The organism is Pseudoduganella sp., assembly GCF_041914865.1.
Taxonomy (GTDB): domain Bacteria; phylum Pseudomonadota; class Gammaproteobacteria; order Burkholderiales; family Burkholderiaceae_D; genus Rugamonas.
The window spans coordinates 1-24,006 of sequence record NZ_JAYSCO010000080.1 but is presented as its reverse complement, the minus strand read 5'-3'; the positions used below and the strand labels follow the sequence as shown (position 1 = coordinate 24,006).

The window sequence follows — 24,006 nt, the reverse complement described above, 5'->3', positions numbered from 1 at the left end:
CGTCAGCCTGTATATCGACGGCGTACTCAAGGCCAGCGGCAATGGTTCGGTTTCCTACAACTGGAACAGCCGCAAGGAAAAGAGCGGCAGCCATACCGTTCAGGCCGTTGCGCGCGACAGCGCCGGCAACAGCAGCAGCAAATCGGTCCAGGTCTGGAAGTGATCGGGGACGTAAAAACGCCGGCGTCAAAGCCGGCGTTTATCGTTTGAGGCGTTCACTTTCTAGCCACGCATCCAGCGCTGGCGGCCGCGCCGCACCACAATGGCCGAACCTAGCAGGCCGAGCGAGAACAGGACCAGCGAGCCTGGTTCCGGAATTTCCCGTGGGCCGCAATCTTCAACTCGCGGATCGCATGGCTGTTCCTCAAGTGGATTGCCGTTAAAGTGGGTCCACTCTTCAAAGCCGTCATTGTCTTCCATGCCCGGCTGATCGCCGAAGCGCGAATACAGATAGATGAAGGCGCCGTTCATCAAGCCCGTATCGCCGTTGAACTTGACCAGATTGCCAGCGTCCGCATCATAGGCAGCAAACGCTGCCATAAACATGGCGAGAGGGATGTCCAGGGTCATGTCGCCACTGCCGCTGCCATTATTCAGGTTGTAGTCCAGCTTCACATAGTTATCGCCACCTGCGTCCATGTCGTAAACCAGGGCACTGTTCGCCAGGCTGCCAATCGACACGCTCTGGTTCGCCACGGTCGAAATATAGATCTGGACCTTGTCCAGGCTCAGAAGTGGATTGCTGCTGGTCTGATCGATATCGAGCAGGAAGCGCATCACCGTGCCCCCAGGCGTGCTGATAAAGCCAACACCGCCGACCGTAATCTCGTGGTTGAAACCAGCGCCACCGAAATTGTCGTAAGTGGGAATCACGGTCGTGTTGTAGCCCTCGGCAGTGGTGCCGTCGCGCTTCAGGCGCACAAACGGGTCAATATTGCCGCTGCCTGTCGGTTGTTGTGGATATGCCGTGAAAATGGCACTGTTAATGTCATGCGTGGCTCCAGTACTCAGCAAAGCGTATTCAGCTGCACCTGCGCCCGATGCGAACAACAGGCCTAATGCTCCAACAGCCGCACCCAAAGTCTTTTTCAGGATATTCATAACACCCCCCGTTTGTTGTGTACCGCAAGTGAATGCATTTTGCGTGCCTATTAGTTAGGAAGTCGAAGAATCAAACAGTTACTCTCAGCCGTTTGACTGCGCATTCATGGGCTGTAAAACTTTCCGACAAAAACTCTTTTGAAATCATGCACTTAAGAGTTCCTTAAGACTATTTAAATTGCCGGAAAGCACAAACGAAAAGTAGCTGGCTGCGATACAATTCGCCCTATATGACTGCTGCCCTCCTCCCATTCGACAATTCCTTCGCCGGCTTGCCGCCCGCGTTTTACACCCGGCTCATGCCAACGCCGCTGCCAGCGCCCTATCTGGTCGCGCTCAGCCCGTCCGCTGCAAGACTGATTGGTGCCGATCCGGACGCCCTGCGCAGCCCCGACAGCATCGAGACCCTGGTCGGCAACCGCGTCGCGGAACGTTCCCAGCCGCTGGCGGCCGTCTATTCCGGACACCAGTTTGGCGTGTGGGCCGGGCAGCTGGGCGATGGCCGCGCCATCCTGCTGGGTGACATTGCGACGCCAGGCGGGCCGATGGAACTGCAGCTCAAGGGTGCCGGCTTGACGCCTTATTCGCGCATGGGCGACGGCCGTGCCGTGCTGCGCTCCTCGATCCGTGAATTCCTCTGCTCCGAAGCGATGCACGGCCTTGGCATTCCCACCACGCGGGCGCTGTCGGTGGTCGGCTCCGACCAGGGCATCGTGCGTGAATCCATCGAGACAGCCGCCGTCGTGGTGCGCATGGCGCCCACCTTCATCCGTTTCGGCTCGTTCGAACATTGGTACTACAACCGCAAGCCGGAGGAACTGAAGCAGCTGGCCGACTATGTCATCGACCGCTTTTACCCGGCCTTGCGCGCGGAAGAAAACCCGTATGCCGCGCTGCTGGAGGAAGTCACGCGCCGCACCGCGCGCATGATCGCGCACTGGCAGGCTGTCGGCTTCATGCACGGCGTCATGAACACAGACAATATGTCGATCCTGGGCCAAACCATCGATTACGGCCCGTTCGGCTTCATGGATGGCTTCGACGCCAACCATATCTGCAACCACAGCGACGACCACGGCCGTTATTCCTTTGCCAACCAGCCGCAGATCGGCCACTGGAATTGCTATGCCCTGGCCCAGGCCCTGCTGCCACTGATCGGCGAGGTCGAGTTGACGCAGGAGGCGCTGGACGTCTACCAGCCCGAGTTCGCGCGCCACATCGACCAGTTACTGCATGCCAAGCTGGGGCTGGCGACCAGCCAGGATGGCGACCGTGAACTGCTGGACGGCCTGTATGCCATCCTGCAGGCGAACCATACCGACTACACCATCTTTTTCCGCCGCCTGGGCGGCCTGCACGCCGGCGACGCCGCTGGCGACGAGCCGCTGCGCGATTTGTTTATCGACCGCCCTGCCTTCGATAAGTGGGCGGAAGCCTACCGCGCACGGCTGCGCGCCGAAAATAGCAACGATACGGCACGAAAGCTTGCGATGGATCAGGTCAACCCCAAGTATGTGCTGCGAAACTACATGGCCCAGGTCGCCATCGAAAAGGCGCAGAATAAAGACTTTTCCGAAGTCGAGCGCCTGCAGGCCCTGCTCGAACGTCCGTTCGACGAGCAGCCTGGGAATGAACACTATGCAGGATTCCCGCCAGACTGGTCGAACCAGCTGTCGGTCAGCTGCTCATCTTGAAAGAGGACAATGGATAAAGTCGTCAAATCCGACGCCGAATGGCGCGCCCAGCTCGACCCGATGGAGTACCAGGTCACCCGCCACGCCGCCACCGAGCGCGCTTTCACCGGTAAATTCTGGGATCACCATGAACACGGGATTTATACCTGCGTATGCTGCAACACGCCGCTATTCGAATCGGACGCCAAGTTTGATTCGGGCTGCGGCTGGCCGAGCTATTTCAAAGCACTCGATCCGGCCAATATCATAGAGAAAACTGACCGCTCACATGGTATGCTGCGCACCGAAATCATCTGTGCAGTATGTGATGCCCACCTGGGCCACGTCTTCCCCGATGGCCCGCCGCCGACCGGATTGCGCTATTGCGTCAATTCGGCTTCGCTGCGTTTCGATCCCAAGCCCTGACAAAAAGAAAGCATGAAATTCCTTTTCGACCTGTTCCCGCTGATTCTATTCTTTGGCAGCTATAAGTACGCCGGCAGCAACCAGGATGCCGCCCATGCGTGGCTGAATGGCCATCTCGGCGGCCTGGTGTCTGGCGGCGCCATTCCGGCGTCGCAGGCGCCGATCATCGTCGCCACTATCGTCGGCATCATTGCCACGGCCGCCCAGGTGCTGTACCTGCTCGCCCGCCGCAAGAAAGTCGATGGCGCGCTGTGGGTCTCGCTGGTGGTGTTCATCGTCTTCGGCGGCATGACCATCTATTTCCACGACGATAATTTCATCAAGTGGAAGCCAACGATCATTTACTGGGCGCTGGCGACTGCCATGCTGGTCGCATACCGCTTCTTTGATAAAAACCTGATTCGCCTGGCCATGGAAAAGCAGGTGCAATTGCCGGAACATGTCTGGATCCGCCTGCACTTCATGTGGATTACCTTCTGGCTGGTGTTGGGTTTTGTTAACCTGTTCGTCGCTTTCGTCCTGTTTAAATCGGATAACGATGCCTGGGTCAATTTCAAGGCCTTCGGCGTTACCGGCCTGATGCTGGTGTTCTTTATCGCCCAGGCTTTCTATCTGTCTAAACATATTAAGGATGAAGCATGAGCGATCCGCGCCTGGCCAAGATCCGCGAGCGCCTGGAAGCGGCGCTCGCCCCGCAGACAATTGAACTGGACGATGAATCCGCCCTGCACGCCGGCCATGCCGGCGCGGCCTCCGGCGGCGGCCATTACCGCCTGAAAATCGTCTCTAATAAATTCGAAGGCGTGAAACTCGTCATGCGCCATCGTCTGGTGTATGATTCCGTGCACGATATGATGCATAAAGAAATTCATGCATTAGCCATTACCGCATTGGCACCGTCCGAAGTATGATATGCGCGGAGTTTTTGGGAAGACCTCAAAGAAGAACCTCAATTCGTTGAATAGTAGAGACATCTCGGCGAACCGCCCAAAATCCCCGCAATTCAGTAAACTTTCCCGTAGGAATTAAACTAAATGACTTTCAAGCCAGCCCGCTTGCTGCTCGCACTTATCGCCGTTGCTGCCGCTCCAGCTTTCGCCCAGAACGCCGCTGTGGTTAACGGCAAAGCTATCCCGTCCGCTAAAGTTGACGCCCTGGTCAAGCAAGTCGTTGCCCAAGGCCAGCAGGCAGACACCCCGCAACTGCGCGAGATGATCAAGAAGTCCCTGATCGGCCGTGAAGTAATGATCCAGGAAGCCGAAAAGCAAGGCCTGTCCAAGAGCAATGAGGTGAAAGCCGCCCTGGAACAAGCCCGCCAGGACATCATGCTGAACGCCCTGGCCGCTGATTACATGAAGAAGAACCCGGTTGCCGACGCGGAAATCAAAGCCGAGTACGACCGCGCCGTGGCCGCCGAAGGCGACAAGGAATACCACGTACGCCACATCCTGGTGGAAACCGAGAAAGAAGCGACCGACATCATCGCCAAGCTGAAAGGCGGCGCCAAGTTCGAAGACCTGGCCAAGAACTCCAAGGACACCGGCTCCGCTGCCAACGGCGGCGACCTGGACTGGGGCACTCCAGCCAACTTCCCGAAAGTCTTCGCCGACGCCTTCACCTCCCTGCAAAAAGGCCAGGTTACCGAGAAGCCAGTCAAAACCGACAGCGGCTTCCACGTGATCAAAGTGGACGACACCCGTCCACTGAAGCTGCCAACCCTGGAAGAAGTGAAGCCACAGGTTGCCGACAAGCTGATGCGCGCGAAACTGCAGGCTTACCAGGAATCCCTGGTTAAGAAAGCCAAGGTACAATAATCCGTCACGGACCAAAACCGGCGCCCTAGTGGCGCCGGAATTATTTCAACTAAGGAACACTCAATGAAATTCAAACCAGCCACCCTGCTGTTGGCACTGAGCGCAGTTGCTGCAACCCCTGCTATCGCCCAGAACGTCGCTACCGTGAACGGCAAAGCCATTCCAGCCGCCCAGATGGAAGCTGCTGTCAAGCAAGCCGCCGCCCAGGGCCAGCCGGACTCGCCCCAGCTGCGCGAGATGATCAAAAAATCCCTGATCGGCCGTGAAGTGCTGGTGCAGGAAGCCACCAAGCAAGGCGTTGCCGCCAACAAGGAAGTGAAGGACGCCCTGGAGCAGGCTCGCCAGGACATCATCATCCGCGCCCTGCTGGTTGACTATGTCAAGAAGAACCCGGTGAGCGACGCCGAGATCAAGGCGGCTTACGACCAGTTCAAGGCATCCAAAGGCGACAAGGAATACCACGCCCGCCACATCCTGGTGAAGACCGAGAAAGAAGCGACCGACATCATCGCCAAGCTGAAAGGCGGCGCCAAGTTCGAAGAACTGGCCAAGGCTTCGCAAGACCCAGGCTCGGCAGCCAATGGCGGCGACCTGGACTGGGCCGCACCTGGCAACTACGTCAAGCCATTCGCTGACGCCATGGTGGCCCTGAAGGACGGCCAGATCACCGAGAAGCCAGTGCAGTCGCAGTTCGGCTACCACGTGATCAAACTGGAAGGCAGCCGCGCCGCCAAGGTGCCTGCGCTGGAAGAAATCAAGCCGCAGATCGCCGAGTCCCTGACCCAGCGTAAAGTAGCTGCTTACCGCGACCAGCTGGTTTCCAAAGCCAAAGTGCAGTAATTCCTGGCCCTGCCCTGATAAAGCGCCCCTTGGGGCGCTTTTTTATTATGCCGACGACAAAAGACATTATTTCGACGCTGGCGCCACTGGCGGACAGTACCCGCGCCCCAGCTATGCGCGCCTATATGCGCGATCAATTCGAATTCCTGGGCATTGCCACGCCGGAACGCCGCTCGGCCTTGCGGTCCATTATCCGTGAATTGCGCGATGCCGGCGCACCCGAATTAATCGGCCTGGCGCAGGAATTATGGCAATTACCGGAGCGCGAATATCAATACGCAGCGCTCGATATTATGGCGGCCAATTGGAAATCCTTCTCCGCCGCTGAATTGCCGCATTTAATGGCGCTGGTACGCCAAAAATCCTGGTGGGATAGCGTGGACGGCCTGGCGGGAATTATTGGAGATATATTGCGCGGCGAGCACGATGGAATGGACGAGGCGCTGGCGCATGGTGATTTCTGGGTGCGGCGGATCGCCCTGCTGCACCAGCTCGGCTGGCGCGGGCGCACGGACCAGGAGCGGCTGTTCCGCTACGCGCTGGCCTGCGCGCATGAGCGCGAATTCTTCATCCAGAAAGCCATCGGCTGGGCGCTGCGCGACTATGCGCGCCACGCGCCCGACGCCGTGCGTGCTTTCCTTGCCGGACCCGGCGCCGACCTGCCTGCGCTCAGCCTCAGGGAGGCGGCCAAGCATCTGTAAGCCATAGGGTGGCGCGATCGCGCCAGAAGCTGGCACGAAAGCGCCGGCACAGGACGAAAAAAAAAGGCCGGGGTGACCCGGCCTTTTTTGCTGCAGCGTCTATCAGCCGATGAACTTGCGGGCATTGCCCCACATGCGCGCCCACGGCGAATCCTCGCCCCAGCCGTCCGGATGCCAGGAGTTCTGCACCGTGCGCGAAACACGCTCGGGGTGCGGCATCATGACCGTGAAGCGGCCATCAGCGGTGGTCACGGCAGTCAGGCCCTGCGGCGAACCATTCGGGTTGTATGGATAGGTTTCAGTCGCGGCGCCTTTATTATCGATAAAGCGCAGCGCACCAATCGCCTCATTAATATTGCCGGTCTGGCTGAAATCAGCAAAACCTTCGCCGTGCGCAATCGCGATCGGGGTTTGAGTGCCAGCCATACCCTGCAGGAAAATCGACGGCGAATCCAATACCTCCACCATCGAGAAACGCGCTTCGAATTTCTCGGATTTATTGGTGGTGAATTTAGGCCATGCATGCGCGCCTGGAATCAGCGATTTCAGGTTCGACATCATCTGGCAGCCGTTGCAAATACCCAGGCCGAAAGTATCGGTACGGTGGAAGAATTTCTGGAACTGCTCCGCCATTTCCGGATTAAACAGGATCGATTTAGCCCAGCCCTCACCCGCGCCCAATACGTCGCCATACGAGAAACCACCCACCGCAATAATGCCCTGGAAATTATCCAGCGAAACACGGCGCGAAATCAGGTCGCTCATGTGCACGTCGACGGCGGTGAAACCGGCACGGTGCATAGCCCAGGCGGTTTCAATATGGGAGTTGACGCCCTGCTCGCGTAGGATCGCCACACGCGGACGCACGCCGGTGGCCAGGAATGGCGCGGCGATGTTTTCGCTCATATCGAAAGTGACCTTCGGCTGCATGCCCGGGTCGGCCAGGTCCAGCAGGCGGTCGTATTCCGCATCGGCCGTGGCAGGATTCTCACGGACGCGGGAAATGCGCCAGCTGGTCTCGCTCCACAGGCGGTGCAGCTCGGCACGTGGCTTGCTGTAGATGATCTTGGCGTCGCGGGTAAATTCCACCACGCCGCGGTCGTTCGGCTTGCCGATGATATGGCTGCAGGCGCCCAGGTTGAAGGAACGCAGCACGTCCATCACGGCCGATTTTTCGTCGGCGCGCACCTGGATCACGGCGCCCAGTTCTTCGTTGAACAGCGCGGCCAGGGTCAGCTCGTTGCGGCGCTCGGCCACCTGGCCCGCCCAGTTCTTGGCATCGCCATGGTCCATGGTGCCTTCCTCGCCCAGGGTCAGCATGTCCAGGTTGATGGACAGGCCGGCGCGGCCGGCAAAGGCCATCTCCACCAGGGTGGCATACAGGCCGCCGTCGGAACGGTCGTGGTAAGCCAGGATCTTGCCGTCCTTGTTCAGCTGCTGGATCGCGTTGAAGAAGCCTTTCAGGTCTTCCGGCGAGTCCACGTCCGGCGCGGCATTGCCCAGCTGGCCCATGACCTGCGCCAGGGCGGAGGCGCCCATACGGTTCTTGCCGCGGCCCAGATCGATGACGATCAGCGAAGTTTCGCCCAGATCGGTGCGGATCTGCGGAGTCAGCGACTTGCGCACGTCGTACACGGGCGAGAAGCCGGAAACGATCAGGGACACCGGCGAAATGACCGCCTTGTCCGCGCCCTCATCCTTCCAGGTGGTGCGCATGGACAGGGAGTCCTTGCCGACCGGGATGGACAGGCCGAGCGCCGGGCACAGTTCCATGCCGACAGCCTTGACGGTGTCGAACAGGGCCGCGTCCTGGCCTGGCTGGCCGCAGGCAGCCATCCAGTTTGCCGACAGCTTGATGTCGGAGATATCGTTGATCGGTGCAGCGGCCAGGTTGGTAACCGTTTCGCCCACGGCCATGCGGCCGGAGGCTGGCGCGTCGATCACGGCCAGCGGGGTGCGCTCGCCCATGGCCATCGCCTCGCCCACGTAGCCGTCGTAGCTCAGGGTGGTGACGGCGCAGTCCGCCACCGGCACCTGCCACGGGCCGACCATCTGGTCGCGCACGGACATGCCGCCCACGGTACGGTCGCCAATGGTGATCAGGAAGCTCTTGTCGGCCACGGTCGGCAGCAGCAGCACGCGCTTGGCGGCTTCTTCCAGCTCGATGCCGGTCAGGTCGATCGCCGGCAGGTCATTCTGCACATGGTGCACGTCGCGGTGCATCTTGGGCGGTTTGCCCAGCAGTACTTCCATCGGCATATCGACCGGGTTGTTGCCCATTTCAGGGTCGATCACCTTCAGCTGGCGCTCTTCGGTCGCCACGCCGACCACGGCGAACGGGCAGCGCTCGCGCTCGCACAGTGCCTGGAACACCGGCAGGTCGGCCGGCGCAATCGCCAGCACATAGCGTTCCTGCGATTCGTTGGACCAGATTTCCTTCGGCGCCATGCCGGATTCTTCCAGCGGCACCTTGCGCAGGTCGAAAATCGCGCCGCGCTTGGCGTCGTTGGTGATTTCCGGGAAGGCGTTGGACAGGCCGCCCGCGCCCACGTCGTGGATCGAAATGATCGGGTTCTTGTCCGCCAGCTGCCAGCAGCCATTGATGACTTCCTGGGCACGGCGCTCCATTTCCGGATTGCCGCGCTGGACGGAATCGAAGTCCAGGTCGGCGGTATTGGTGCCGGTCGCCATGGACGAGGCGGCCGAACCGCCCATGCCGATGCGCATGCCCGGGCCGCCCAGCTGGATCAGCAGGCTGCCGACCGGAATGTCATTCTTGTGGGTGTGCGCTGCCGAGATATTGCCGATACCGCCCGCGATCATGATCGGCTTGTGGTAGCCCATCACGGTGTCCTTGCCACCGGCGAACTGCTGGCCGATGTTCTGCTCGTAGGTACGGAAGTAGCCGCCCAGCACCGGACGGCCGAACTCGTTCGAGAATGCGGCGCCGCCCAGCGGGCCTTCAATCATGATCTGCAGCGGCGAAGCGATGCGCTCCGGCTTGCCGTACACCTGGCTTTCGTCGCGCTTGCCGACCGGGGCGGTCACGCAGGCCGCGTTCTCCCAGGCCTGCACGGCGCCCGGGATCATCAGGTTGGAGACGGTGAAGCCGGTCAGGCCAGCCTTTGGCTTGGAGCCGCGGCCAGTCGCGCCCTCGTCGCGGATTTCGCCGCCGGCGCCGGTCGAGGCGCCCGGGAATGGGGAAATCGCGGTCGGGTGGTTGTGGGTTTCCACCTTCATCAACGTGTGCACCAGCTCGGTGGACGGCGCGTATTCCTGGCCTTCGCGCGGGTAGAAACGGGTCACTTCGGCGCCTTCGATGATCGAGGAGTTGTCCGAGTAAGCCACGATGGTGCCGCGCGGATTCTTCTGGTGCGTGTTCTTGATCATCTTGAACAGCGACATTTCCTGCGCGACGCCGTCGATGGTCCAGTCGGCGTTGAAGATCTTGTGGCGGCAGTGTTCCGAGTTCGCCTGGGCGAACATCATCAGTTCCACGTCGGTCGGGTTGCGCTTGGCGTTGGTGAACGCCTGCAGCAGGTAGTCGATCTCGTCGTCCGACATGGCCAGGCCCAGGTCGGTGTTCGCCTTTTCCAGCGCCATGCGGCCGGCACCCATCACGTCAATGGATTCCAGCGGCTTGGCTTCCAGGCTGCTGAACAGGCCGGCGGCCTGGTCAGGGTGGCGCAGCACGGACTCGGTCATGCGGTCGTGCAGCAGCGCGGCCACGGCTTGCGCCTGCTCCGCGTCCAGCTTCTTGGCCGCGCCCAGGCCGGTGCCCAGGATGCCGCCTTTCAGGTTGATGCGGTAGGCCACGCCGCGCTCCACGCGGTGGATATGGGCCATGCCGCAGTTGTGCACGATGTCGGTGGCCTTGGAAGCCCACGGCGAAATGGTGCCGAAGCGTGGAATGACCACAAACTCTTCCACCACGCCGTCGGCCTGCTCCGGCAGCGCTGGCTCACCATAGGTCAGCAGGCCGTTCAGGCGGTTCAGGTCGTCTTCGGACAGGGTCGAGGCGGAATCGACGAAGTGGATAAAGCGGGCTTGGACCGACGTAATTGCCGGCAAAACTGCTTGGAGTTGGTTGAGGAGGCGTTGGCTACGGAAGGAGGACAGGGCGTTGGAACCCGGCAGAATCAACATGGTTGGGACGTGAAGAATGCAGCGTGGCTGCGGATTAAAGGAATACTGTGCACGAGCTGACTGGTCTTGCTGTATTTCGATTTGCCGACATTATACTTGTTTCAGCACACTCTTCCCACCCTATTCCTGCGGCAGTTCGATTGGCTCGAAAGCAACATTCGTCGCCATAGAGCCTGTTTTTTGCCTGTCCTTGGAGTATTCTCCCTTCTATGACAGCTTTTTGCCCTGAAAATGCAAGAATATAGCGCCCTGTCGGTCCTGGTCATCGATCCCAACCAGCATATGCGCTCGGGTTTGCACAATATGCTGACGCAGTTGGGCATTACGCGCATCGAGCATGGCGTCAGCGCCGGGACGGCGATCCGCCACCTTGAGAAGAAGTCGTTTGACCTGATCCTGTGCGAGTACGACCTGGGCAGCGAACAGGGCCAGGATGGCCAGCAGCTGCTGGAAGACCTGCGCCACCACAAGCTGATCCTGCCTTCCGCCATTTTCATCATGCTGACCACCGAAGGTGTGTACAGCAAGGTCGTCAGCGCGGCCGAACTCACGCCCACCGATTACATCCTCAAGCCGTTCACTGTCGACGTACTGGCGCAGCGCATTGCGCGCGCCGTCGACCGGCGCACCGCCCTGCTCCCCGTGCACCAGATGATCGAACAGGGGCGCATGCGCGAGGCGATCCTGGCCAGCGAAGTGTCGGCCGCAGCCAATCCGCGCTATGCGACCGAATGCGGCCGCCTGCGGGCGGAGGCCCATATGGTACTGGGCGAAATGGAACAGGCGGAAGCGATCTACCGTGACATCCTGGAAGTGCGTCCTCTCGGCTGGGCACAGCTTGGCCTGGCGCGCTGCCAGGCGCAGCAAGGCCAGTTGCCGGAGGCGCTGGAAACCTTGCAGCGCCTGGTCGACGAGAATCCCAAGTTCATGGCGGCCTACGACCTGATGGCCAACACCCAGCTGGCCCTGGGCCAGCCGGCCGAAGCGCGCGCCGCGCTGGAGGCGGCCGTATCGATCTCGCCGCATATGGTGCGCCGGCTGCGCCACCTCGGGCAGGTCGCGCTGCAGACGGGCGACCTGGAGGCGGCCGAGAAAACTTTGAAGCAGGTGGTGGCCAGATCCAAGTACTCCGAGTTCCGTGACCCGGAAGACCACGTCAACCTGGTGCGCACGCTGGTGGAGAAAGGCGATGCCAGCGGCGCCGCCAATGTGCTGCGCGACCTGGAGCGCTCGGCGCGCCCCGGCCCCGCCACTGATGCCTGCAAGGCCTTCTCGGCGGCCCTGGTGCAAGGCCTGAACGGCAAGGACGAGGCGGCGCGGGCCGAACTGGCGCACGCCGTGCGCGCCGTCGGCGAGGCGCGGAACCTGTCCAGCGGACTGAAAATGGGCCTGGCGCAAAGCTGCCTGCAGCAAGGCATGGATGAGCAAGGCATGGAACTGCTCGACGCGCTGGCTGGCGACCCGTCCAGCGGCGTCAGCGAAGCGGATCTCAACGCCGTGTATGAACGCGCCGGACGCGCCGAACTGGCGCACAACGAAGGCGATAGCGTTGAACGCTACCTGGATGGCCTGGTGCGCCAGGCCGCAGCCTGCAGCGGCCAGGGCGACCAGCGCGGTGCGATCCAGGTGCTGCAGGTGGCGGTGCGGCGCCGGCCCGACAACGCGGGCTTGATGTCCGCCCTCGCCTCTGCCATCCTGCGCCTGATGCACGACAGCGGCTGGGAGGCGGCGCTCGGCGAACAATGCGCCGCCCTGCTGGTGCGCATGCGCAAGGCCGATCCCCAGCATCCCATGCTGTCTGCGCTATCATCGCAGTATGTAACCTTGCGCGGTAAACAATAAGAGACAGAATCAATGCAATCGTATAGCGACCTGTCGGTGCTGATCATCGACCCCAATCCGGCCATGCGGGGCAACCTGCACAATATGCTGAACCAGGCCTCGATCACGCGCATCGAGTATGCCGTCAGCTCGGGGACCGCCATCCGCCAGCTGGGCAACAAGCGCTTCGACGTGATCCTGTGCGAGTATGACCTGGGCAGCGGCAACGAAGACAGCGGCCAGGATGGCCAGCAATTGCTGGAGGACTTGCGCCACCACCGGCTGATCGACCGCTCCACGATCTTCATCATGCTGACGTCCGAAGCGGTGCAAAGCAAGGTGATGGGCGCTGCCGAACTGACGCCGACCGACTACGTGCTGAAACCCTTCACGGTGGACGGCCTGATGCAGCGCATCGCACGCGCGGTCGACCGGCGCGCGGTATTCATGCACATTTACCAGTTGATCGGCCAGGGGCAGCAGCGCGAAGCCATCGCCGCCTGCCAGGAAGCGGAGGCGTCGAACCCGCGCTTCGCCACCGATTTCGCGCGCCTGCGCGCGGAAATGCACGTGGAACTGGGCGAGCTGGCCAATGCCGAATTGGTCTACCAGACCGCCCTGGCCGGCCGCCAGCTTGGCTGGGCGCAGCTTGGGCTGGCGCGCTGCCAGTTCGGCCTGGAACGCTACGACGACGCGATGCAGACCCTGGAGCGCGCACTGGAGGTCAACCCTAACCTGATGGGCGCCTACGACCTGCTGGCCCGCACCTACGAGGCGATGGGCCAGGCGCCGCAGGCCAAGAAAATCCTGGAGGACGCCGTCGCCATGTCGCCCAACCTGGTGCACCGCCTGCGCCACCTGGGCGAGGTGTCCTATGAGACGGGCGACATCAGCGCGGCTGAGAAAGCGTTCCGCCAGGTCGTCAGCAAGGCGCGCTACTCCGAATTCCGCGATCCGGAAGACCACGTGAACCTGGTGCGCGCGCTGGTGCGCAAGGGCGATGTGGACCAGGCGTCGAATGTCATCCGTGACATGGAGCGCACCCTGCGCGCCAGCGCCAATACGGAGGTGTGCAAACACATTTCCTCCGCCCTGCTGCTGGACGTGACCGGCCATTCGACGGAAGCGGCATCCGAGCTGTCGAATGCGGTGACGGCGGTCGGCATGGCGCGCGGCCTGTCGAACCAGCTGCGTATCGGCCTGGTGAATTCCTGCCTCAAACACCGCCTGGACAAAGACGCGGCCGATGTCGTCATGCACATGATGAACGACAACGACAAGCCGATCACGATGGAGGAAGCGGTCAGCGTCTTTGAAAAAGCCGGCCGGCACGACCTGGCGCGCGGCGTGGGCGACAAGATCGACAACGTCATGCAGGAGCTGGTCACCGAGGCGGAAGCCATGGCGCGCCAGGGCGACCACCGCGCCGCCGTGGCCACGCTGCACCAGGCGCTGCGCCGCACGCCGGGCAACCTCAAGGTGCTGTACGCGGCGGTGGGCGCCATCCTGCGCCAGCTGGACGAACTGGGTTGGGAGGCGCCGCTGGGCGAGCAGGCCGGCACGCTGATCGGCCGCATCCGCCGCCTCGATCCGGAAAGCCCTGCGCTGGAGGCCCTGCTGGTGCAGTACGCCGGCACGCAGCGCAAGTACGGCATCTCGACTACAGCCTAAGGCTGGCCATAGCCGCCGCCGCCGGGCGTTTCCACCACAAAGATGTCGCCTGGCTGCATATCGGTCTTGCCGATGTGGCCCAGCTGCTCGCTGCTGCCGTCCGCGCGCAGCACCGTGTTGCGCCCCAGCGCGCCGGGCGCGCCGCCGGCCATGCCGAACGGCGCGTGGATGCGGTTGTTGGACAGGATGGCGGCCGTCATCGGCTCCAGGAAGCGCACCTTGCGCACGCCGCCATTGCCGCCATGCCAGCGCCCCGCCCCGCCGGAGCCCTGGCGGATCTCGTAGCTCTCAAGCCGCACCGGGAAGCGGAACTCGAGGATTTCCGGGTCGGTCAGGCGCGAGTTGGTCATATTCGTCTGCACCACGTCGGTGCCATTGAAGCCATCGCCCGCGCCTGAGCCGCCGCTGATGGTTTCGTAATACTGGTACTTCGCGTTGCCGAAGGTGAAGTTGTTCATGGTTCCCTGCGAGGCGCCCTGCACGCCAAGCGCGCCGTACAAGGCGTTGGTGATGCAGGTCGACGTCTCGACATTGCCCGACACCACCGAGGCCGGATAGTGGGGATTCAGCATCGAGCCGGGCGGGATGATGACCTGCAGCGGCTTGAGGCAGCCGGCATTGAGCGGGATGTCGTCGTTCACCAGCGTGCGGAAGACGTACAGCACGGCAGCCATGCAGACCGCCGAGGGCGCGTTGAAATTGTTATCCAGCTGGCCCGACGTGCCGGTGAAGTCGATCTGCGCGCTGCGCTCGGCGGCGTTGACCCGCACCGCGACGCGGATCACGGCGCCGTTATCGAGCTGTAGTTCGTAGCTGCCATCGCGCAACGCGGAAATAACGCGGCGCACCGCTTCTTCGGCGTTGTCCTGCACGTGGCCCATGTAGGCGCGCACAACGTCCAGGCCGAAATGCCCGACCATACGGCGCAGTTCTTCCACACCCTTCTGGTTGGCCGCGACCTGCGCGCGCAGGTCGGCCATGTTCTGGTCCGGATTGCGCGCCGGGTAGCGCGCGCTGCCCAGCAAGGCGCGCGCCTCGGCGTCGCGCAGCTGGCCGCCGGCAGCGCCGTCCACCAGCTTGAAATTGTTGATCAGGACGCCCTCCTCTTCGATGCTGCGCGAGTCGGGCGGCATCGAACCGGGCGTACTGCCGCCGATATCGGCGTGATGGCCGCGCGAACCGACGTAGAACAGGATGTCGCGCCCCGCTTCATCGAACACCGGGGTGATCACGGTGACGTCCGGCAGGTGGGTGCCGCCGTTGTAGGGGTCGTTGAGCATGTAGACATCGCCCGGGTGCATCTTGCCGGCGTTCTCGCGCATCACCGTCTTGATACTCTCGCCCATCGAGCCAAGGTGCACCGGCATGTGCGGCGCGTTGGCAATCAGGTTTCCTTCGGCGTCGAAGATGGCGCAGCTGAAGTCGAGGCGCTCCTTGATGTTGACCGAATAGGCGGTATTCTGCAGCCGCAGGCCCATCTGCTCGGCGATCGACATGAACAGGTTGTTGAAAATCTCCAGCATCACGGGGTCGGCGCTGGTGCCGATGGCGCGCCGCGCCGGCAGTGCTTCCACCCGGGTCAGTACCAGGTGGTCTTGCGGCGTGACCTCGGCCTGCCAGCCCTGCTCGACGATGGTGGTGGCATTCGCTTCGGCGATGATGGCCGGGCCTTTGATGATGTCGCCGATGCGCGTGCTGTCGCGCTTGAACAGGCCGGTATCGTGCCACTGGCCGGCGCTGTACATGCGCACCACCTGCGCCGGCGCCAATGGCGCGTGGCGCGGCGCCTGCTGCGGCGCGGCTTCGGCCGGGGCGTCGGACTTGCCGATCGCTTCCACCGATACCGCCTCCACCACCAGAGCCTTGCCCGGCATCAGGAAGGAGAACCGCTTGCGGTAGGCCGCTTCAAACTGGGCCTGCATGCTGCCGATGCTGTCGAACAGGACGATCAGGGCCGAATCCGTGCCCTCGTAGCGCAAATGGACGCGGCGCACCAGGCTGGTACGCTCGGCTGCCACACCCTGCGCGCGCAGCGCCGCCTCGGCGTCGGCGCCCAGCGCCTGCAGGCGCGCTTCGAGCACGGGCAAGGCGGCGGCCTCCAGCCGCATCTCGACCGCACTCTCGCGCATGGCGGTCTGGTCGGCCAGGCCCATGCCGTAAGCCGACAGCACGCCGGCGAGCGAGTGGATGAAGACGGTCTTCATGCCCAGCGCATCGGCCACCAGGCAGGCGTGCTGGCCGCCGGCGCCGCCAAAGCTGGTCAGCGTGTATTCGGTGACATCATGGCCGCGCTGCACCGAGATCTGCTTGATCGCGTTCGCCATATTGCCGACTGCGATCTCGACAAACCCGGCGGCGACCTGCTCAGGACTGGTCGGCGCACCGGTGGCAGCCTCGATCTCGGCCGCCATGGCGGCGAACCTGTCGCGCACGGTGGCGGCATCGAGCGCCTGAGTGCCGTCGTTGCCGAACAGCTTGGGGAAAAAGTCGGGCTGGATCTTGCCCAGCATGACGTTGCAGTCGGTGACGGCCAGCGGGCCGCCGCGGCGGTAACTGGCCGGGCCCGGGTCGGCGCCGGCACTGTCCGGGCCAACGCGGAAGCGGCTGCCGTCGAAATGCAGGATCGAGCCGCCGCCTGCCGCCACGGTATGGATGCTCATCATCGGCGCGCGCATGCGCACGCCCGCCACCTGGGTTTCAAACACGCGCTCGAACTCGCCGGAAAAATGCGACACATCGGTCGAAGTGCCGCCCATGTCGAAACCAATCACTTTCTCGAAACCCGCGGCGCGGCTGGCGCGCACCATGCCGACAATGCCGCCAGCCGGACCGCTCAGGATGGAATCCTTGCCCTGGAAAGCGCGGGCGTCAGTCAGGCCGCCGTTCGACTGCATGAACTGCAGGTTCACGCCAGGCAGCTCCGCCGCCACCTGGTCGACATAGCGGCGCAGGATCGGCGACAGGTAGGCATCGACCACCGTGGTATCGCCGCGCGCGACCAGCTTCATCATCGGGCTGACCTGGTGCGAAACCGAAACCTGGGTGTAGCCGATGTCGCGCGCAATGGCTGCCAGCGCGGCCTCGTGCGCGGTGTAGCGGTAGCCGTGCATCAGCACGATGGCAATCGAGCGCAGGCCCCGGTCGAAATGCGCCTGCAGGGCTGCGCGGGCGGCGTCCCGGTCGAGTTCACGCACCACGTCGCCGTGCGCGCCCATGCGCTCGTCGATCTCGGCCACGTGCTGGTAGAGCAGCTCGGGCAACACAATGTGGCGGTCGAACAGGCGCGGCCGGTTCTGGTAGGCGATGCGCAGGGCGTCGCGGAAGCCGCGCGTGATCGCCAGCACCGTCGGCTCGCCCTTGCGCTCCAGCAGCGCATTGGTGGCGACGGTGGTACCCATCTTGACCGCCTCCACCTGCGCGGCCGGGATCGGTGCGCCGGCTGCAACGCCCAGCAGATGGCGGATGCCGGCGATGGCGGCATCGCGGTATTGCCCGGGGCTCTCCGACAGCAGCTTATGGGTCGTCAGGCTGCCATCCGGGCGGCGCGCCACGATGTCAGTGAAGGTACCGCCACGGTCGATCCAGAATTGCCAATCCATTGCCCTGCCTCGCGCTAGTCGTGAAGCCGCTATTGTAGTGCTAGAATTGCCCGCATGACGCCCCTGTATACGATTGCCGAAACCCGCGCGATCGAGCACGCTGCAGCCCAGCGACTGCCCGAGGGCGCCCTCATGCAGCGCGCCGGCCAGGCCGGCGCCAACGAAGCGCTCGACCTGCTGCCGTTCACCATCGCGCGCGCGCGCGTGCTGGTGCTGGCCGGCCCGGGCAACAATGGCGGCGATGCGCTGGAAACAGCGGCCCATCTAGGCCACGCCGGGGCGCAGGTCACCATCCTCCATTTTGCACCCGGCGCCACGCCGGCGCCCGAACGGGTCGCCGCCCTGCAGCGCGCACGCAGCTCCCCGGCCCGTTTCGCCGACACCGCCAGCGCCGCCGATGGTGCGGCATTGGCGGCGGGAACCGACTGGACGTTGGTGGTCGACGGCCTGTTCGGCATCGGCCTGGCGCGCCCCATCACCGGCGAACTGGCGGCGCTGGTGGCAGCGGTCAATGCCCTGCGCTGCCCGATCGTCGCGCTCGACGTACCGAGCGGGCTGGATGCCGACACCGGCGCGATTGTTGGCGACGCCAGCGCTGCCGGCGTTGCGGTGCGCGCGACGCACACCATTACCTTCATTGGCGACAAGCCCGGCCTGCATACGGCCGAGGGGCGCGACCACGCCGGACTGGTCATCGTCAGCAACCTCGATATCGACCGCGACCTGTTCCCGCCGCCGCGTGCGCGCCTGAACGACGTGGCGCTGTTTGCGCATTGCGTGCGGCGCCGGCGCAATAGCTCGCACAAGGGCAGCCATGGCAGCGTGGCCGTGGTGGGCGGCGCGCGCGGCATGGCCGGGGCGCCGATCCTGGCCGCGCGCACGGCGCTGTCGAGCGGCGCAGGACGGGTCTTTGCCTGCTTTGTCGGCGAGCCGCCCGCCTTCGACGCCGCCCAGCCGGAACTGATGTGCCGCAGTGCCCAGGAGTACGACTTCAGCAGCGCGGTCCTCGTGATCGGCCCCGGCATGGGCAGCTCGGCCGCCAGCGCCGAACTGCTGGCCAGCGCCCTGCACAGCACCAGCCCGGCCGTGCTCGACGCGGACGCTTTGAACCTGCTGGCCGCCGGCGATACCCTGCGCGCGCAACTGGCCCAGCGCGGCGCGCCCTGCATCCTGACCCCGCACCCGCTGGAAGCGGCCCGCCTGCTCGGCACTTCGGCAGCCGGGGTGCAGGCCAACCGGCCGGCCGCAGCGCGCGCCCTGGCGCAGCAACTGGCGGCGACCGTGGTATTGAAAGGTTCCGGCACCATCATCGCCGCGCGCGATGGCGGCATGGTGGTCAATACGACCGGCAACCCGGCGCTGGCGACGGCCGGCACCGGCGATGTGCTGTCCGGCCTGTGCGGCAGCCTGCTGGCGCAAGGCTGGCCGGAGTGGGAAGCGGCACTGGCCGCCGTGTGGCTGCACGGCATGGCAGCCGACGTCCTGGTGACGGAAGGCGCCGGCCCGATCGGCATTGGCGCCAGCGAACTGATTCCCGCCATCCGCACCGCCATCAACCGCCTGGCGGCGCAGCACGGCAGCTAGGCTCAGCCCTCGGCGATGCGGCCGGCGGCGATGGTGATGGTGCGGCCGCAGCGCGCCGCGATGTGGGTGTCGTGGGTGACCAGAACCAGCGTCGAACCATGTTCGCGGTTCAATTCAAACATCAGCTGGATAACGGATTCGCCGGTGGCGGCATCCAGGCTGCCGGTCGGCTCGTCGGCCAGCAGCAAAGGCGGCTGCGTCACAAAGGCGCGCGCCAGGGCCACGCGCTGCTGCTCGCCGCCGGACAGGAACTTGGGGTAGTGCTTCAGGCGGCTGGACAGGCCGACGCGGCCCAGCATCGCTTCCGCCTTCTCGCGCGCCCCGCTGTCCCCGGCCAGCTCCATCGGCAGCATCACGTTCTCGACCGCGGTCAAATGCGGCAGCAGCTGGAAAGACTGGAACACGAAGCCCAGCTTTTCCTTGCGCAGGGCAGCGCGGCCATCTTCATCCAGCGCGAAAATGTCCACGCCATCCAGCACCACCTTGCCCTCGGTCGGCGTATCCAGGCCGGCCAGCAGTCCAAGCAGGGTCGATTTGCCGGAACCGGAAGCGCCCACAATCGCAAGCGTTTCGGCCTTTTGCACTGTAAAATCCACCCCATGCAGGATGGTCAGTTCGCCGCTGGCATCGGCCACCCGTTTGCCAAGGCCAGAAACGGAAATAGCCGCCTGCGCCAACTGGCTGGAGGTATGAGGAATATCACGCATGGTCATGTTCAAAAAAATGTACAGTTTCCTTGCGGTGCTGCTGTTATCGTTCAGCGCCGCCACGAACGCCTATTCTGCATCAAAAACCGTCCTTGTGGTGGGTGATAGCTTATCCGCCGAATATGGTATTGCGCGCGGCACGGGCTGGGTCGCCCTGCTGGAGCAGCGCCTGAAAGAACAGAAGGTCGCCGCCAGCGTGGTAAACGCCAGCGTCAGCGGCGAAACCACGAGCGGTGGCCGCACCCGCCTGCCGGCGCTGCTGGTCAAGCATAAGCCCGATGTGGTGGTGATTGAGCTGGGCGGCAACGATGGCTTGCGCGGCCTGCCGGTGGCGGCGTCGGAGGACAACCTGCGCGCCATGGTCGATGCTTCGCGCAAGGCCGGCGCCCGCGTACTGCTGGTCGGAATGCGCATGCCGCCCCATTATGGCCGCGACCATACGGAAAAATTCTTCGCCATGTATGGCACGGTGAGCAAGGATGCAAAAGTGGCGCTGGCCCCCTTCATGCTCGAAGGTGTCGCGCAAAAGCCTGAACTGTTCCAGCCCGACCGCCTGCATCCGGTCGCCGAAGCCCACCCCATCATCCTGGGCAACATCTGGCCCCACCTCCAGCCTCTCCTGAAAAACAAATGAAGTATCCAGAAATCCTCTCCATTGAAGACGTGCTGGCGCGCATCGACGACTTCGACACGATTATCGACGCCCGCAGCCCCGCCGAGTATGCCCTCGACCACCTGCCGAACGCGATCAATTGCCCGGTGCTGGACGACCAGCAGCGCATCACGGTCGGCACCATGTACAAGCAGGTCGGCTCCTTCGAGGCCAAGAAAGTTGGCGCGGCCATGGTGTCGAAGAACATCGGCCACCACATCGAGACACTGTGGCTGGACAAGCCGAAGACATGGAAGCCCCTGGTCTATTGCTGGCGCGGCGGCAACCGCAGCGGCTCCATGGCCACGGTGCTGGCCAAAATCGGCTGGCCGATCGTGCAGCTGGAAGGCGGCTACAAGGCCTTCCGCGCCGCCATCAATGCCGACCTGGAAAAGACGCCGGAACTGGATTTCCGCGTGATCTGCGGCACCACCGGCAGCGGCAAGACCCGCCTGCTCGATACCCTGGAGGCGATCGGCGCGCAGGTGCTGGACCTGGAACAGCTGGCGGCGCACCGCGGCTCGGTGCTGGGGAATATCCCGTGCCAGCCGCAGCCATCGCAAAAAGCGTTCGAAACGTCGATCTGGGACCGCCTGCGCCGCTTCGATCCCAGCCTGCCGGTCTTCGTCGAATCGGAAAGCCGCAAGGTGGGCTCGCTGCGCGTTCCCGGCGCCTTGATGGAGCGCATGCGCGCCTCGCCCTGCATCGCCATGCACGTCGCGCGCGAGGACCGCGTCAAACTGCTGATCGAGGACTACCAGCATTTCGCCTGCAATGCCCCTGCCCTCAACGCCCAGCTGGAATTCCTGGTGCAGCTGCATGGCCGCGAGCGGATCGAGGGCTGGCAGAAGATGGCCACCGCGGGCGACATGCCGCAACTGGTGGATGAACTGCTGGTCGACCATTACGACCCGGCCTACCTCAAATCGATCCACCGCAACTTCGTGCAGTACGATAAGGCGCTGCAGCTTGAGTTACCGGACATATCGCAAGAATCATTCCTGGCCGCTGCCCGCAAGCTGCACGCAGGATAAAAAAAGGAGGCTCAAAATTGAGCCTCCTTTTTTTGCGCCGGCGGATTACTCAGCCGACTGTTTGGTGATCGAGTTGATCGGGCGGATGATCTTGATCTTCGCCTTCTGCTTCAGGGCTTCCAGGTAGCTGGTGAACTCCGACTGCGCCACCAGCTGGCTGATACGCGCATTCTCCTGCTCGCGGCGGGCCTTGTCCTGCTCTGCCGGCTGGCCTACCTTGTTGATGCGGTAGATGCCATAGCCTGCGCCTGGAATCTCCACGCCAACATAGGCTGGCAGTTTGGAGGCATCGGCCTTCATGACAGCAGCGAATGCTGCCGGAGGAATGCCTTCGGCCTTGGCGCGGGAAACAGTCTTCGCTTCGGAGAAGCCTTCGGCGTCGCCCGACTTCTTGGCGGCAGCCAGTTTCTCTTCGCCGGCCTTTTTGGCGGCTTTCACAGCTTCTTCCATCGCAACGCGCTGCTTGATGCCGGCTTCCACTTCAGCCAGCGGCTTCTTGGAAGCTGGCTTGAATTCAACCACTCGGCCGGCGATCAGGGTTTGCGGGGCCACTTCAACCGCTTCGGTATTGCGCTTGTTCTTCAGCGAATCGTCGGCGAACAGCGCGGTCAGGAACTTGGCGTTGTTGAACGGCGCGGTGCCCAGGATCGGGTTCGGCTGGCGGCCCAGGCCTTCAGCGGTTTCGATCTTCAGCTTCAGCTTGTCGGCTGCCGGTTTCAGGCTTTCGTACTGCGAGTACACGGTATCGGTGAACTGTTCCGACATTTCGGAGAACAGCTTGCCAGCTTTCTGTTTTTTCAGTTCGGCGGCGATCTCGCCCTTCACCTCATCCAGCGGCTTCACGTGCGCCGGCTTCAATTCGGTGACGGTGATGATGTGGTAGCCATACTCGGACTGCACCAGGTCGCTGATCTCGCCCTGCTTCAGCTTCAGGATCGCTTCTTCCACCGGCTTGACGAAGGAGCCCTTCACCAGCACGTCCAGGTCGCCGCCCATCTGCGCGGAGCCCGGATCTTCCGACTTGGCTTTGGCGATCTTGGCGAAATCGGCCGGGTTCTTGCGGACTTCGGCCAGCGCGGCTTCCGCCTTCGCCTTGTCCTTGATCAGGATGTGCGAGGCGCGGCGCGATTCTTCGGTGCCGAAGCGCTTTTCGTTGGCTTTGTAGTAGCCGGCGATTTCCTCGTCGCTCACGTTGACCTGCGGTGCGACCGCGTCGGCGTTCAGCACCACGTATTCGATCTTCGCGGATTCAGGAATCTCGAACAGCTTGGCGTTCTTGTCGTAGAAGGCCTTCACCATCTCGTCGGTAACCTTCACGTCGGCCAGGTACTTGGTCAGCGGGAAAGCCAGCTCCTGCACTTCGCGCTCCTGCGAACCGAAGTCGGAAATTGCTTTCGCTACGGTGCGCGGGGTGATGCCGCTCTGCTCCAGGCCGCCCAGCATCTGGCTGATCACCAGGTCGTTGCGCACCTGGTCCTGGTGCTGGTTCACGCTGACGCCCCGGGTCGCCAGGATCTGGCGGTACTGCTCGCCGTCGAAGCTGCCGTCCGCCTTGACTAGGGTCGGGAAGTCATTCCAGACGGAACGCTGCACGGTCTGGTCGCTCACGGTCATGTGCGATTTGCGGATTTCCGCGTTCAGCGCGCGCTGGGCCAGCAGCTGGTCCAGTACGTTCTGCTTGAACTCAGGGGTGTCGAACAGCTTCTGGTCGAACTGCGGGCCCATTTGCTGGCGCATCATGTCCAGCTGGCGGCGCTGCGCATTTTCCCATTCCTGCTGGGTCAGTGGATAGCCGGCCACCTTTGCGATCGTGTTCGGGTCTTCGCCGAACAGCGTGACGCCGCTGACGCCGACCAGCACAAAGGACGGCACAATCAGGAGCGCCAGGATAATCTGCATCAGCTTTTGATGCGTACGTACGAAATCAAACATGTCAGCTATTGTTTTCCTAGAGTGGAGGCTTTAAAACTGCTCGCGCGATTTTACAGGTCAGTTGCTGATGATGCAAGATGTAAAAAAAGCCCCATCTGCGCAGAGCGCGACCTAGGGCGCGTTCTGGCTGATGGGGCTTTTTTTGCTATTCTGGCGGAGCGGACGGGGCTCGAACCCGCGACCCCCGGCGTGACAGGCCGGTATTCTAACCAACTGAACTACCGCTCCAGGTAGTGGTCGTGTGTGTTTGCTGGCGGAGCGGACGGGGCTCGAACCCGCGACCCCCGGCGTGACAGGCCGGTATT

Annotated in this window: 17 protein-coding genes and 1 tRNA gene; 12 read left to right on the top strand and 6 right to left on the bottom strand. The window is 63.1% G+C overall.

The window, feature by feature from the left end; genetic code table 11:
* Positions 1-222: 222 nt before the first annotated feature.
* The gene (locus ACE3TQ_RS24740; RefSeq protein WP_374586034.1) at positions 223-1,101 is read right to left on the bottom strand and encodes a PEP-CTERM sorting domain-containing protein; all 879 of its coding nucleotides are present in this window, start codon (positions 1,099-1,101) and stop codon (positions 223-225) included.
* A gap of 230 nt (positions 1,102-1,331) precedes the next feature.
* On the opposite strand from ACE3TQ_RS24740, the gene ACE3TQ_RS24735 reads away from it, so the two are divergent.
* The 7 genes from ACE3TQ_RS24735 (at position 1,332) to ACE3TQ_RS24705 (ending at position 6,555) form a co-directional block, all read left to right on the top strand.
* On the top strand, positions 1,332-2,795 hold the full coding sequence (locus ACE3TQ_RS24735; RefSeq protein WP_374586032.1) for a YdiU family protein: 1,464 nt from the start codon (positions 1,332-1,334) through the stop codon (positions 2,793-2,795).
* Positions 2,796-2,804: 9 nt separating this feature from the next.
* A complete protein-coding gene (gene msrB, locus ACE3TQ_RS24730; RefSeq protein WP_374586030.1) occupies positions 2,805-3,200 on the top strand; it encodes a peptide-methionine (R)-S-oxide reductase MsrB in 396 nt (131 codons plus the stop codon).
* A 12-nt stretch (positions 3,201-3,212) separates the two neighbouring features.
* Positions 3,213-3,842, top strand: a complete 630-nt coding sequence (locus ACE3TQ_RS24725) for a septation protein A (protein WP_374586028.1) — start codon at positions 3,213-3,215, stop codon at positions 3,840-3,842.
* Positions 3,839-4,111 (top strand): BolA family protein, encoded by a 273-nt coding sequence (locus tag ACE3TQ_RS24720; protein WP_374586026.1) that lies wholly within the window; start codon positions 3,839-3,841, stop codon positions 4,109-4,111. Before ACE3TQ_RS24725 ends, ACE3TQ_RS24720 begins: the two co-directional genes overlap by 4 nt.
* A gap of 123 nt (positions 4,112-4,234) precedes the next feature.
* Positions 4,235-5,014 carry a peptidylprolyl isomerase gene (locus ACE3TQ_RS24715; protein WP_374586024.1) on the top strand — a complete coding sequence of 260 codons (780 nt, stop codon included), beginning with the start codon at positions 4,235-4,237 and terminating at the stop codon, positions 5,012-5,014.
* Positions 5,015-5,077: 63 nt separating this feature from the next.
* Entirely contained in the window at positions 5,078-5,854 is a 777-nt protein-coding gene (locus ACE3TQ_RS24710; RefSeq protein WP_374586022.1) for a peptidylprolyl isomerase, read from the top strand.
* A 29-nt stretch (positions 5,855-5,883) separates the two neighbouring features.
* The gene (locus tag ACE3TQ_RS24705) at positions 5,884-6,555 is read left to right on the top strand and encodes a DNA alkylation repair protein (RefSeq protein ID WP_374586020.1); all 672 of its coding nucleotides are present in this window, start codon (positions 5,884-5,886) and stop codon (positions 6,553-6,555) included.
* Between the two features lie 102 nt (positions 6,556-6,657).
* Here ACE3TQ_RS24705 and purL read toward each other — a convergent pair whose 3' ends face one another.
* Positions 6,658-10,701: a phosphoribosylformylglycinamidine synthase gene (purL, locus tag ACE3TQ_RS24700; protein ID WP_374586018.1), complete on the bottom strand. Its 4,044-nt coding sequence runs from the start codon at positions 10,699-10,701 to the stop codon at positions 6,658-6,660.
* 231 nt (positions 10,702-10,932) lie between these two features.
* Here purL and ACE3TQ_RS24695 point away from each other — a divergent pair, with 231 nt between their 5' ends.
* Both ACE3TQ_RS24695 and ACE3TQ_RS24690 read left to right on the top strand, forming a co-directional pair.
* Positions 10,933-12,543: a tetratricopeptide repeat protein gene (locus ACE3TQ_RS24695; protein ID WP_374586016.1), complete on the top strand. Its 1,611-nt coding sequence runs from the start codon at positions 10,933-10,935 to the stop codon at positions 12,541-12,543.
* A gap of 12 nt (positions 12,544-12,555) precedes the next feature.
* Entirely contained in the window at positions 12,556-14,193 is a 1,638-nt protein-coding gene (locus tag ACE3TQ_RS24690; protein WP_374586014.1) for a tetratricopeptide repeat protein, read from the top strand.
* On the opposite strand, the gene ACE3TQ_RS24685 is transcribed toward ACE3TQ_RS24690, so the two are convergent.
* Positions 14,190-17,792: a hydantoinase B/oxoprolinase family protein gene (locus tag ACE3TQ_RS24685; protein ID WP_374586012.1), complete on the bottom strand. Its 3,603-nt coding sequence runs from the start codon at positions 17,790-17,792 to the stop codon at positions 14,190-14,192. The two genes, ACE3TQ_RS24690 and ACE3TQ_RS24685, sit on opposite strands and share 4 nt — an antisense overlap.
* 54 nt (positions 17,793-17,846) lie before the next feature.
* Here ACE3TQ_RS24685 and ACE3TQ_RS24680 point away from each other — a divergent pair, with 54 nt between their 5' ends.
* On the top strand, positions 17,847-19,376 hold the full coding sequence (locus tag ACE3TQ_RS24680; protein ID WP_374586010.1) for an NAD(P)H-hydrate dehydratase: 1,530 nt from the start codon (positions 17,847-17,849) through the stop codon (positions 19,374-19,376).
* A 2-nt stretch (positions 19,377-19,378) separates the two neighbouring features.
* Here ACE3TQ_RS24680 and ACE3TQ_RS24675 read toward each other — a convergent pair whose 3' ends face one another.
* Complete coding sequence (locus ACE3TQ_RS24675) at positions 19,379-20,083, bottom strand: ABC transporter ATP-binding protein (protein WP_374586008.1); 705 nt, start codon at positions 20,081-20,083, stop codon at positions 19,379-19,381.
* Between the two features lie 16 nt (positions 20,084-20,099).
* On the opposite strand from ACE3TQ_RS24675, the gene ACE3TQ_RS24670 reads away from it, so the two are divergent.
* On the top strand, positions 20,100-20,717 hold the full coding sequence (locus tag ACE3TQ_RS24670; RefSeq protein ID WP_374586006.1) for an arylesterase: 618 nt from the start codon (positions 20,100-20,102) through the stop codon (positions 20,715-20,717).
* Positions 20,714-21,769, top strand: a complete 1,056-nt coding sequence (mnmH, locus tag ACE3TQ_RS24665; protein WP_374586004.1) for a tRNA 2-selenouridine(34) synthase MnmH — start codon at positions 20,714-20,716, stop codon at positions 21,767-21,769. The genes ACE3TQ_RS24670 and mnmH overlap by 4 nt, the downstream gene beginning before the upstream one ends.
* A gap of 45 nt (positions 21,770-21,814) precedes the next feature.
* Here mnmH and ACE3TQ_RS24660 read toward each other — a convergent pair whose 3' ends face one another.
* Together ACE3TQ_RS24660 and ACE3TQ_RS24655 are read right to left on the bottom strand one after the other, a co-directional pair.
* The gene (locus ACE3TQ_RS24660) at positions 21,815-23,701 is read right to left on the bottom strand and encodes a SurA N-terminal domain-containing protein (RefSeq protein ID WP_374586002.1); all 1,887 of its coding nucleotides are present in this window, start codon (positions 23,699-23,701) and stop codon (positions 21,815-21,817) included.
* Between the two features lie 151 nt (positions 23,702-23,852).
* Positions 23,853-23,929 (bottom strand) — tRNA-Asp (locus ACE3TQ_RS24655).
* Positions 23,930-24,006 lie beyond the last annotated feature (77 nt).